11 protein-coding genes and 1 pseudogene are annotated in these 11,519 nt (G+C 69.9%); 6 read left to right on the forward strand and 6 right to left on the reverse strand.

Annotated features, from left to right (window positions below):
* Positions 1 to 277: 277 nt before the first annotated feature.
* Together QH470_RS09910 and mftF are read right to left on the reverse strand one after the other, a co-directional pair.
* Entirely contained in the window at positions 278 to 1,630 is a 1,353-nt protein-coding gene (locus QH470_RS09910; RefSeq protein ID WP_280271999.1) for a GAF domain-containing protein, read from the reverse strand.
* Positions 1,631 to 1,717: 87 nt separating this feature from the next.
* The gene (gene mftF / locus QH470_RS09915) at positions 1,718 to 3,115 is read right to left on the reverse strand and encodes a mycofactocin biosynthesis glycosyltransferase MftF (protein ID WP_280272000.1); all 1,398 of its coding nucleotides are present in this window, start codon (positions 3,113 to 3,115) and stop codon (positions 1,718 to 1,720) included.
* Positions 3,116 to 3,512: 397 nt separating this feature from the next.
* Here mftF and mftR2 point away from each other — a divergent pair, with 397 nt between their 5' ends.
* On the forward strand, positions 3,513 to 4,151 hold the full coding sequence (gene mftR2 / locus QH470_RS09920; RefSeq protein ID WP_280272001.1) for a mycofactocin system transcriptional regulator MftR2: 639 nt from the start codon (positions 3,513 to 3,515) through the stop codon (positions 4,149 to 4,151).
* A 55-nt stretch (positions 4,152 to 4,206) separates the two neighbouring features.
* A complete protein-coding gene (locus tag QH470_RS09925; protein ID WP_280272002.1) occupies positions 4,207 to 5,262 on the forward strand; it encodes a 2Fe-2S iron-sulfur cluster-binding protein in 1,056 nt (351 codons plus the stop codon).
* Positions 5,263 to 5,275: 13 nt separating this feature from the next.
* On the opposite strand, the gene QH470_RS09930 is transcribed toward QH470_RS09925, so the two are convergent.
* The 3 genes from QH470_RS09930 to QH470_RS09940 all read right to left on the reverse strand — a co-directional run bounded on the left by QH470_RS09930 (position 5,276) and on the right by QH470_RS09940 (position 8,048).
* Positions 5,276 to 6,019, reverse strand: a complete 744-nt coding sequence (locus QH470_RS09930; protein WP_280272003.1) for a DNA alkylation repair protein — start codon at positions 6,017 to 6,019, stop codon at positions 5,276 to 5,278.
* Positions 6,016 to 6,798 (reverse strand): glutamate racemase, encoded by a 783-nt coding sequence (locus tag QH470_RS09935; protein ID WP_280272004.1) that lies wholly within the window; start codon positions 6,796 to 6,798, stop codon positions 6,016 to 6,018. The genes QH470_RS09930 and QH470_RS09935 overlap by 4 nt, the downstream gene beginning before the upstream one ends.
* Positions 6,799 to 6,866: 68 nt before the next feature.
* A complete protein-coding gene (locus QH470_RS09940; RefSeq protein ID WP_280272005.1) occupies positions 6,867 to 8,048 on the reverse strand; it encodes an NAD(P)/FAD-dependent oxidoreductase in 1,182 nt (393 codons plus the stop codon).
* Positions 8,049 to 8,255: 207 nt separating this feature from the next.
* Between QH470_RS09940 and QH470_RS09945 the strand changes: the two genes are divergently transcribed.
* From QH470_RS09945 to QH470_RS09955, 3 genes are all read left to right on the forward strand, one after another.
* On the forward strand, positions 8,256 to 8,603 hold the full coding sequence (locus QH470_RS09945) for an SPW repeat domain-containing protein (RefSeq protein ID WP_280272006.1): 348 nt from the start codon (positions 8,256 to 8,258) through the stop codon (positions 8,601 to 8,603).
* The gene (locus QH470_RS09950) at positions 8,603 to 9,232 is read left to right on the forward strand and encodes a TetR/AcrR family transcriptional regulator (RefSeq protein WP_280272007.1); all 630 of its coding nucleotides are present in this window, start codon (positions 8,603 to 8,605) and stop codon (positions 9,230 to 9,232) included. Before QH470_RS09945 ends, QH470_RS09950 begins: the two co-directional genes overlap by 1 nt.
* A 199-nt stretch (positions 9,233 to 9,431) precedes the next feature.
* Positions 9,432 to 9,800 (forward strand): BlaI/MecI/CopY family transcriptional regulator, encoded by a 369-nt coding sequence (locus QH470_RS09955; protein WP_280272008.1) that lies wholly within the window; start codon positions 9,432 to 9,434, stop codon positions 9,798 to 9,800.
* A 2-nt stretch (positions 9,801 to 9,802) separates the two neighbouring features.
* Here the strand turns inward: QH470_RS09955 and QH470_RS09960 are convergent, their stop codons facing one another.
* Positions 9,803 to 10,801, reverse strand: a complete 999-nt coding sequence (locus QH470_RS09960) for a M56 family metallopeptidase (protein ID WP_280272009.1) — start codon at positions 10,799 to 10,801, stop codon at positions 9,803 to 9,805.
* A gap of 537 nt (positions 10,802 to 11,338) precedes the next feature.
* On the opposite strand from QH470_RS09960, the pseudogene QH470_RS09965 reads away from it, so the two are divergent.
* Positions 11,339 to 11,519, forward strand: a pseudogene (locus tag QH470_RS09965) (SulP family inorganic anion transporter); the annotation flags it as partial.

Raw genomic sequence — 11,519 nt, forward strand, 5'->3', positions numbered from 1 at the left:
ATGCCGCGCCAAACGCTGCACCTGAGCGCGGTCCCACATCAGCGCATCGGACACCTCCGTATCTACCCATCCCAGCGCGGTCGGCCGGAATCTCATGATCGGTACCCCCTCCCGTTGTCAGCGTTGGTTTGGGGTGGCCCGGGGGGGGGGGCCCGGGCGGGCCGGCACCCCCCCCGCCCCGGCCCCGCACGAAGCCTCGGAGGGCCTACTTGAAGGTCGAACTGGGCCACTCCGGTGTTCAGGGTACCTGCCCGGGACGACAAATCCGGCGCAGCGGCTAGTCGCCCGCGTCGCGCGTCAGTATCGGGTCGGTGGCCGTCCTTCGTTCCAGCAGCCGGATTTTGGCCTCCACCTGCGTGTACAGCTCGCAATCACGCTCCACCACAGCGCGATAGGCGCACCACGCCGCGACATCGTCGCGTCCGTCGGCGCGCGCGGTCCAGTGCCCGAGCACGTCCGGATCGCCGGAATCGAGTACCGCGGCGCGCAATCGACGCCGCACCTCGTCGCGGAGATCGAGGATGCCCGGCGCGGTGGAGCGCGGCAGCACCGGCCCGGCATAGAGCCGCACGGCGGCGGACACGTCGGCGGCGTCCAGGGCGCTCTGCAAGGCCGCCACATCCGTTGCGACGCAGCCCCGCAGCCGGTACGGACGCGAGTCGAGGATGTCCGGTCCGGTCACCGCGCGCAATCGCGACATCGCCGCCCGGATGGTGGTGTTGTCGAGGTCGGTCTCGTCGAGCAGCAGGGCCAGGTGGTCGGCGGACAACCCTTCGGGCCGTTCGGCCAGCAGCAGCAGGATTTCCGCGTGCCGCTGCGACACGGCGATCCGCTCGCCGGACACGGTCAGCAGCGGCTGTCCGCGTCCGAGCACCTCGAGCCGCAACCGGGCATCGGTCGAATCCGCCGCCGCACCACACGAATCCGGTGCGGGCCGATGCCGCCGGTACGCCGCCAGCTCCAGTTCCAGTTCCGCGGCGGTCGCGGCGGCGCGCACCAGCGCCGACAGTTCCGGCCGCGCCACCCGGGGGCCGCCGGCGAGCATCAGCACGCCGATCAGCCGCCCGCCCGGAGCGCGCACGGGTGCGGCCGCTCCGGTCACCGCACCCATCCTGCGCAGAAAGTGCTCGGGACCGTGCACCCACGCCGCCCGTCCGGTGCGCACCGCCAGCGCCACGGCATTGGCGCCCGCGCGGCGCTCGCCGAGATCGTCACCTTCGCGCAGCCCCGATTCGGCCAGGGCGGCAACCCGATTCGGCGCGCCCAGCGTCCACAGCACCCGGCCGTGCCGATCCGCGACGACGACCACCAGCCCGGCGCCGGCGCCATCCCGCAGCAGCAGCTTGTCGACCAGGGGCAGCACCGCGGCGAGGGGATGGCCGTCGCGGCACCGGAACAACTCTGCCCCGCGCAGACCGCGCCGGTCCGGACCGCTCGCCGGGTCGAGTCCGGCGCGCAGCGAGCGCAGCCAGGAGTCCAGCAGCACCGGCCGCAGCAGTCCGGGCAACCGGCCCCACTCGGCGCGTCCCGCCGCGAGGTGACGATGCGCCTGCGTCGCATGGCTTTCCAGCTCGTCGAGTCGCGGCCCCGTCTCGCGCGTCACCACACCGCCTCCGAGATCGCCGACCATTGGGCTCATCATTCCGGTATCGGGCGGCGTCGGCAGCCCGAACGGGCCGGTCGGATTTCCGGCGAGCACCGACGGTCGGTGCGGTCGTCAGTGCGGCGGGACGGCCGGGCGCAGGGCGGTGACGTTACGCACTCGGGCCGCGCCCCACCACAATCCGGTGCCGTAGGCGAGATCGTCGAGCCGCTTGCAGACCAGGTAGCGCACCGGGTCCAGGCCGCCGGTATCCCGATGGGTGAACCAGTCGGCCAGCCCGTCGGCCACCGCCAGCGTGACGGCGATGCGCCGGATGCGCCGGGAGACCACCATCGCCAGCACGGTGACGGGCCAGTAGTGCCGGCACAGCGCCGACACGATCCGCCACACGCCGCCGGAGAAGCCGCGCGCCAACTGGATCGCCGCCACACGGGTCGGGTTGTCCAGTTCGGCGAAGACCCGCCGCAGCCGCACCAGCGCCGCCACCAGCGTCGCCAGCCCGCCCAGCACACCCCACCGCGAGGCCGTCGCCAGCAGGGCCGTCGCCACCACCGACCAGAACGGCACCGACAGTGGCGCTACCACCCCGGTGTGCCGGCGCGCCAGCGGCGCCGCGCTCGCCCCGTGGGACACCTTGCCCCCGAACCACTTTCCGAACGACGCCGGATGGTCGCAGGCCACATGCGCCGCCGGTTCGTACCGCAGCCGCCAGCCCGCCTGCTCCAGCCGCCAGCACAGGTCGATGTCGGCCGCCGAGCGCATCTCCTCGTCGAAGCCGCCCTCGTGCAGCAGCGCTCGCCGCCGCACCAGCAGCGCCGCGCCCGGCACGTACGACACCGCGCCGCGCGAGGTGACCGCCGCCTCCCGCCGTCCGTGGTCCAGTGTCGAACGGGTCTGCTCGTAGCGGCCCAGCACGGTGGTGTCCGGCTCGCGCGCCACGATGCGGGGCGCCACCAGCGCCACCTCCGGGTCGCTGAAGTGACCCAGCATCACCTCGAGCCACCCGGCCTTGGGGACCACGTCGGAGTCCAGGAAGGCCACGAATTCGGTTGTGGCGGCTTGCAGCCCGGCATTGCGCGCCGCGGCGGGACCGTGCCGTCGGTCGTGCCGCAGCACCGTCACGCGGCAGCGACCGCGGGTCGGCGGAATGCGTACCGGACGGTCGGAGCCATCGTCGACCACCACCACGCTGTGCCCGCGCAACGCTCCCAGCAGCCGTTCCAGTCCGGCGGCGTCGTTGCAGTGCGGGATCACGACGGTGACGTCCTCGGGCGAAGGCAGCAGCCGCGGACGCGGATTGGCCACACCGGAATCGAGCAGCCGTCTGGCAACCACCGCCGACTTCGGGTCTGTCACCTCCAGATACCCGTCACCGATCAGGGCGGCCGCCTCCGGCGCAAGTCGCAGCAACCTCGTCGGCGAACCACCGACCAGGAACCGCCCACCGGAGTAGGTGCGCACCCGAGGATCGATTCGAACCCCGAACCCGTCGGGCAGTCGATCATGGCGCATTCCAGGAATGCTATGCGCTGAGGGCCATCCGGACAGCCCGTGTCGAAAAAAACGGATCGAATTCGATAGGAATACCGCCACACCGCGCGCCGCGTCGGGCGGATACCCGGGTGGCTATTCGAGTTGGTTGCTGGCAATCAGTTGGCAATCGAACAGTCGCGGTGGCGCAGAACACCTTCGGCCACTATGCAGTTCACCTTTGGCTAACGCAGTGTTGCGACCGCCGCGGTGCGCCACGCCCGCGGGCCGCGCACACACGAACCTGTCGCCGCACACGCGCTCTACACTGCGGAGGGAAACAGCAGGTGGAACGAATGGCAGCTGGGAGTCGGACGGATGCAGACGAGCCGGGGCGGCACGGTGATGCGCCGCGAGTGTCAGGCCCGGAGGCGGCGGCTTGCGTAATCACGGAGGAACCGGGGGCGGCCCGAACCAAACGCTGTCGGAATCGGAGATCGTCGAGGCGGCGCTGCGCGTGGTGCGCGAGGACGGCGTGGAGAAGCTGTCCATGCGCCGGCTCTCGCGCGAACTCGGCGTCTCCCCGATGGCTCCCTATTACTACGTCGCCGACAAACGCGAGCTACTCGATCTGGTCGCCACCGCCGCACTGACCGGAGTCCGGAAACCACCGCCCGAGGCCGGGCCGTGGCAGCACCGGCTGCGCGACCTCATCGATCAGATCGATGAGAAATTGCGCAAGCATCCGGGCCTGGGCGACGTCCTCATCGAGCAGATGCTCGGCAAACAGCTCGATCTCATCGCCTCGATAATGGAGATCCTGTTCGACGCCGGGTTCGACGATCGCAATGTGCTGGCCGCGTACGCCACCATTCACACCTACCTGTTCGGGCGCGCCCGGGTGAACCCCCGCGATCGCTCCGCTCTGACCGACAACCAACTGCCCGACGCCGTCTCGCGCGTCCTGCAATACATGGGTGACCTGCGCGGGAAGTACACCTACGACTTCGGCATGGAGGTGTTGATCGCGGGTCTGGAGGCCCAGCTTGTCCGGCAGCGGGATGGCCACGTACGATGAAATTAGAACACGTTCTAGTTTCGGCGGCTCGGACTGCCCGGCTCGAGAGGACATCATGACCACTGTCGACGTACCGCACAGCTCGCGTTCGGCCGTGCTGCGGGTCTCCGCGGTGATCGCCGAGACGGGCGATGCCTGTTCGCTGGTGTTCGACGTGCCCGAGGAACTGCGCGAACGGTTCGCCTACCAGCCCGGCCAGTTCCTCACCCTGCGCATCCCGAGCGACCGCACCGGCTCGGTGGCGCGCTGCTACTCGCTGGCCAGTTCGCCCTACACCGACGATCGGCCGAAGGTCACGGTGAAGCGCACCGTCGACGGCTACGCCTCGAACTGGGTGTGCGACAACGTGCGCGCCGGTGACGAACTCGAAGTGCTGCCGCCGTCGGGCGTCTTCACGCCCAAGGACCTCGACGAGGATCTGCTGCTGTTCGCCGCCGGTAGCGGCATCACACCGGTGATGTCCATCCTGAAGTCGGCACTGGCGCGCGGCAACGGCCGCCTCGTGCTCGTCTACGCCAATCGCGACGCCGGATCGGTGATCTTCGCCGACGAACTGCGCGAACTCGCGGACAAGAATCCGCAGCGGCTGGTCGTCGTGCACTGGCTGGAGACGCTGCAGGGGCTGCCGAGCGTGGACGCGCTGGCCGCCGTGGCCGCGCCCTACACCGAGCGGCGCGCGTTCATGTGCGGGCCGAAGGCGTTCATGGACCGGGTGCACGACGCGCTGGCCCAGCTCGAGGTGCCACGCAACCGCACGCACGCCGAGATCTTCAATTCACTGGCGGGCGATCCGTTCGCGGACACCGCACCGGCCGAATTGAGCGACGAGGAACAGGCCGACGCCGCTACCGTCGAGGTGGAATTGGACGGGGAGGTGCACAACCTGTCGTGGCCGCGGCGGCAGACGCTGGTGGACATCATGTTGTCCAAGGGAATTGATGTTCCGTACTCGTGCCAGGAGGGTGAGTGCGGATCTTGTGCCTGCACCGTGCTCGAGGGGAAGGTCGAGATGGACAACTCCGAGATTCTCGATCCGGAGGATATCGAGGCGGGGTATATCCTTGGCTGCCAGGCGCATCCGGTGACCGACCACCTGAAGATTCAGTTCTGAATTCCGATCGGGGTCAGCGCATCGACCGATATGCCTGTCGCGCTTCGGCATCGAGATGTTCCGTGGCGTAACTCAATGCGGTGCGGCCCATTTCGGCGGCGTGGCGATCCAGGAAATCGGTCAGCAGTTTGCGATCGATGCGCTTACCGATCTCGCGCAGCATCCAGCCGACGGCTTTCTGGATCAGATCGCGGCGGTCCGGGAGCAGGATTTCGCACAGCTCGAAAGTCGTTGTGGCGTCTCCGGCCCTGATGAATGTGAAGGTGGTCAGGAGGGCTACTCGCGGTTCCCACAGCGAATTCCGCTGTGCCAGTTCGAATAGCAGGTCGCGGGGGCGATCGAGCAGCCACGGGCCGAGGATGTTCTCGGCGGAGATGTCGACCAGATCCCAGTTGTTCACGCGTCCCCGGCGCACGGCCGAGAGGTAGCGGTCGACGATCCGCTCCTGTGCGGCGAGGTCGTAGGTGCGCGGCTTCATCGCCTTGGCCATGGCGTTGTTGAGCAGGACCAGCCCGGCCAGGCGGTGCTCGTGTACGGGGCTGTTCAGCAGCTCGTCTATTTCCGAGAGCGGCAGCAGCGCGAAGCGTTTCGCCACGGCGCGGGTCCGGGGGACGCGCACCCCGAGAAATACGTCGCCCGCGCCGTACTCGCCGGGCCCGGTCTTGAAGAACCGCTGCAGATGGATCGCGTCCGCGGGATCGGCGATCTCCGCCAACGCCTCCCGTACCGCCGCGGCGGTGGGCGCGGGTTCGCTCACGGGACCGCTCGCTGTACCGGCTCGCGGGCCCCCAGCAGCCGCCCGGACTCGTAGGCGGCCGCGGCGGCGGGCAGCGTGCCGGGGCGTCCGCTGTTCAGCACGGTGACGGCGCCGGTGCCCGCGGTCGGGCGGCCGAGTGCGTCCATGCGCCGAAGGGTTTGGGCGGCAACGGCTTCCGCGCTGTCGAACAGTCGCACACCGGCGGGCAGGGCGGCCACGATCGCGTCCAGCACCAGGGGGTAGTGGGTGCAGCCGAGCACGACACCCTCGGTCTCGGGCGGGGTGCGGTCGGCGGCCTGCGCGATGGCCTGTTCGATGCCCGTCAGGTCGCCGCGGTCGATGGCGTCGGCGAGGCCGTGGCAGGCGACTCCCGTCACCTCGGCGTCACCACCGAAGCGCGCGATCAGGTCGGCCTGATACCGGCTGGCGGTGGTCGCGGCCGTGGCCCACACCGCCACCCGGCGACAGGCCGCGGCGGCGGGCTTGATCGCGGGCACGGTCCCGACCACCGGAACCTCCGGCCCCACCTCCGCCCGCACGTGCTCGAGCGCCGTCACGCTGGCCGTATTGCACGGCAGCACGATTACCTCGGCCCCCAGCCCCAGCGCCCGCCGCGCCGCCTGCAGCACCCGCTCCACCACCCACGGTTCCGGCTTCGGCCCCCACGGCGCACCGTCGGGATCGGTCTGCAGCAGCAGATCCAGATCGGGCCGCAATTTCCGCAACCACGCCCCCGTGGGCAACATCCCCAGTCCGGAATCGATGAGCGCGACGATCACACCGCAACCTTATTAGCGCCCACCCACCCCGCCACACGCACCCATCCCCGCCCAGGCGCGGTGGCCGGTCAGGACACCGGACTGGTTGCGGCGGCCAGTTTGGCGCGCATTTTCATCACCGCGCCGGTTTTGCCTGCGCCGACGACTGCGGTGAGGGTGCCGGCGGCGAAGTAGTGGGCGACGAATTTGCGGCCGTCGTCTTCGATGATTCGGACCTCGTCGGCGGCCGCGGGGGTGCCCAGGACCTGGATCTTCAGGTCGTACTGGTCGCTCCAGACGTAGGGGACCCGGGCGGTGGAGGGCGGCTCGGCCCCGAGGAGCGCGGAGGTCAGCAGCTGGGCCTGTTCACCGGCGTTGGTCCAGTGTTCGACCCGCTTGTGCCCGCCGGCCTCGTGCCGCCACGCGGCCACGTCGCCGATCGCCCACACGCCGTCGATCGTGGTGCGGCCCACCTCGTCGGCGAGCACGCCGCCACCGGCCGCGGGCTCGGCGAGGGGGATACCGGAATCGGCCAGCCAGTCGGTCACCGGCACCGAGCCGACGCCGATCACCACCAGTTCGGCCGCCACCTCGGTCCCGTCGGACAGCCGCACTCCCGCAACCGAATCACCCTCGACCACAAGCGAATCCATCCCCGTACCGCAGCGCAGATCGACGCCCTCGGCCCGGTGCAACCGGCCGACCAGCCCGCCGACCTCCGCCCCCAGCGACGCGGCCAGCGGCTGCGGCTGCGGCTCCACCAGCACCACGTCCACCCCGCGGGCGCGCAGGCTGGCCGTCACCTCGCAGCCGATGAAACCGGCGCCCACCACCACGGCGCGGGACGCGCGGGCCAGCTCGTCGCGCAGCGCGACGGCATCGTCGTGGCGGCGCAGCACATGGACGCCGGATACCTCGGGCAGCCCGGGAATCCGCTTGGGACGCAAGCCCGTCGCGATGATCAGCTGGTCGTACTCGATCACATCGCCGTCGGCGAGCCGGACCTGCCGCGCGGCGGTGTCCACTCCCGTCGCCGCGGCGTCCAGACGCAACTCGATGTCCTTCTCCGCGAAGAACTCGGCGGGCCGCAGCGTGGTGTCGTCGGTCTCCCCCCGCACGAACTGCTTGGACAGCGGCGGCCGGTCGTACGGCAACCGCGCCTCGTCACCGACCAGGATCAGCCTGCCGGAGTAGCCGCCGCGGCGCAGTTCCTCCGCGGCGCGCAGTCCGGCCAGACCCGCTCCGACAACAACAATGGGCCGGTCGCTCATCGCATCTCCCCCGGGTCGGAAGTCATGGTCACTGAAACGGAGAACACGATAACCGACCATATTCTAGAACGTGTTCTAATTTCCATCGGGGTGACGACCGCCACACCGAAAACCGCTGCACAATCTTGCCCCGTCGGCTATTGATCGGGCGGTCAATCAGGTCTATACCGAGAGGTGAACATATTTCCAGTCCTCGAGGAGGCAACCATGTTCAGCGAAAGTCGCGCGCAGGATTTCGTAGCCGTCGTGCTCGGCGCCTTCACCGCACTGTCACCCATGTGGGTGGACACCAGCAATCGGGCGATGTGGACGCTGATCGTCCTCGGCGTACTGATCGCCCTCACCGGTCTGGCACAGCTGGCCCGCCCGGCGATGTCCGAACTGGACTACGCGATGGGCGCGCTCGGCGTGCTGCTGTTCCTCTCCCCGTGGGTGATGAACTACGACGCGTTCAGTGGCGCCTCTTGGACCGCGTGGATCGTCGGTGTGCTGACCGTCGTCGTCGCGGTGGCGGCGCTTCCGCGAGTGACGGCGCGCCTGCATACTGCTCACTGATGCATATGCCCAAACCCCATCGAGCGGGGCGTCGCCGGCGCGGCAAGGTCGACGGCGACGCCCGCCAGCTCATCCTGGACGCCGCCGAAAACCTTTTCGCGGCACAGGGATTCGACGCGACCGCGACGGCGGCCATCGCCACGTCGGCGGGCGTCCCGAAGGGCTTGGTCTTCTACTACTTCCCCACCAAGAATTCGATCCTGTCGGCGCTGATGGCCGAACGAGTGCCCGCGCATCCGCTCACCGACATCGAAACCGTCGTCACCCCGGGCGATCCCGCGACGAGCCTGGTGAACCTCGACGCCGCGCTGAACCTGCGCGACCATCATTCCTCCGTGCTCCGCGTGATCATGTGGCGCGAGGCCGACACCCACCCCGATGTCCGAAAACAGTTGCGGCGCATTCGAGATCAGCTGCTCGAGGTCACCGCCCGCGTGCTCCAGGCCAGCGCACCCGCCCCGGTGCGGCCCGGCACGCTGCGCGCCTGCGCCGCCGCCTGGGTCTCGGGCGTGCTGGCCATCACCACCACCGACCGCCTGCACGCCCTCGACGGCCTCACCCTGCCGACCACCGACGAGATCCTCGATCTCTCCCAGGTCGTCGCGGCGGGCATGACCCAGCTCGGCTGATCCCGGGCGACCGGTGGCCGCCGGACCGGATTCGGGTATTGCCCACGCCGCCGATGAATTACGCTCACCCCTACGTAGACACGTGCCGTGGCGATCCGCCGGCACGCGCTACGGATGCGGACCGTCGTGCCGGCGACACCGCATCCGGCATCGGCACGCGACAGCTGCGACCGAGCCGTGACGATGAGGGAGAACGGCCGTGGACGCACGGGGTTTCGGAGACCTGGAGGCCGTGGTGATGGACCGCGTCTGGCGGCGCGCGGCGCCGACGACGGTGCGTGAGGTGTTCGAGGAATTGTCCGGAGAACGCAGCATCGCCTACACCACAGTCATGTCCACCATGGACAATCTGCACCGCAAAGGCTGGCTGGAACGCGAGCGCGCGGGGCGGGCCTATCGCTACCGCGCGGTGCTGACGCGCGAGCAGTACAGCGCCCGGCTGATGCGCGAGGCGCTCGGTCGCGGCGGCCGGGCCGAGCTGGTGCTCGCGCATTTCGTCGACGACATCAGCGCCGAAGAATCCGACAGCCTGCATGCGGCGCTGTGCAAGCGCCGCACCTGCGAGTGACCTCAGCGCGAGAGCGTCGGCACCGCCGGGATGTGCGCGCCCCGGGCCGACAACGGGCGCGGCGCGTGTGCCGGCGACACCTGCTCGGGCGCGCACACCGCGATACTCGCCGCGGCGAGCACGGTCGCGACCGCCGAACCGATCGTGGCGGCCGAGAGCGCCGGCCGCCGCAGCGGATCGCGGGCGGTCGGGACGGCGCAGGCCGCGAGCACCAGGCGGTCCACCCGGTCCGGTAGCCACGATCCGGTCGCCTCGATCGGGCCCGCCGCGTCGGCCGCCACGCCGGACAGGGCGAGCAGCGCGCGAATCACGGTGCGCGGTCCGTGAATCCGGGCCGCCGCGTCGTCGGCGCACATCTCCACCAGGCGGGCGACCTCGACCGAGCCGCGGGTGAACAGCCGGATGCGCGGGAACACGGTGGCCAGCCCGCGGGTCGTGCCCAGCAGCAGATGGTGCCGCCCGGCGAGGTGTGCGCGCTCGTGCGCGAGCACGGCCGCGAGATGGTCCTCGTCCAGGGCCGCGACGGTGCCGCGGGTGACGACGACCGTGCCCTCCCGGCCTGCCACGCAGTACGCGGCGGGCTCGGCGACGTCCAGCACCACCGCGTCGAGGAAAGCGTTGTACCGTCCGGCGATTCGCACCATCCGGGCGTGTTCGTGAGTAATCCGGCGCGCCCGCACCAGCATTCGCACCAGGCGGCCCGCCGTGACCATCGCGATGATCGTCGCGACCACACCGACGAGCAGCAGCACGCCCTCGACCGCGGCGCCGTAGCCGCCCACCACGGTGTCGTGCAGCCGGGTGACGCAGGTGTCGCCGAGGCTCGGGCAGCCCGGCCGGGTCAGATCGCGCAGCGCGTCGACGATCACCAGGACGAGCGCGGCCGCCCACGCCGCCGTCACCGCGCCGATGACCCCCATCCACGCGATCAGCCCGAGCCGCGGGCCGCGTTCGGCGCCGACGGTGCGCGCGAGCAGCGCCGGAGCGAGAAGTGCTGTCACGGAACCGCAGAGCACCAAGCACACCGCGAGACTCATGGGGCGGACTTCCTGTCGAGGGTGGCGGAGCCGGAGCGCAATCTCGTGTCAACCCGATCGCAATGCGCCATGTACGTACCTGTATCGTAGCCGCACCCATTGTTGGGGAGCCTTACCTCAGGCGATCCACATACGCTTGATCTGTCACCGATCGGCTACCGCGCACTCCGCGAGCGATCGGCCTCGCCGCCTCCCGGAAACCCTTCCCACCCATGGAAATCGCTGTGGGTCAAACGGATTGCACGAACCCGGACAAGCATGCTACTACTGTCTACGTACGTAGGCAGTAGGTTTCGCGTCGTGCCGGCACACGGCGTGGAAACGCCGCCCCTTTTGTCGGCGGCGTTGTGGTCGGTCGGGTGGGTCTGGCCCCTCATCGGACTCACCCGAGCGATCCAAAATGCCGGAGCCCACAGGCTATCCGCCGGAGCGCGCGGTGGCGGTGGTCGCGCCACGTGCTCCGAGATCGCGCGGTCGTGGCCGCCCCGGTGAAGGAGAAACATGTCCACCGACACCGATACGACCTCCAGATCGGACGCCGCGCCGGAGAGATCGTGGTCCGATCGTTTGTCTTCTGTTTCTCGCCATGATCTGCCTGCGTCGATCGTGGTGTTTTTGGTGGCCCTGCCGTTGTCGCTGGGTATCGCTATCGCGTCGGATGCGCCGATCGCGGCGGGGTTGA

Source organism: Nocardia wallacei, from assembly GCF_029868745.1.
Lineage (GTDB): Bacteria > Actinomycetota > Actinomycetes > Mycobacteriales > Mycobacteriaceae > Nocardia > Nocardia wallacei_B.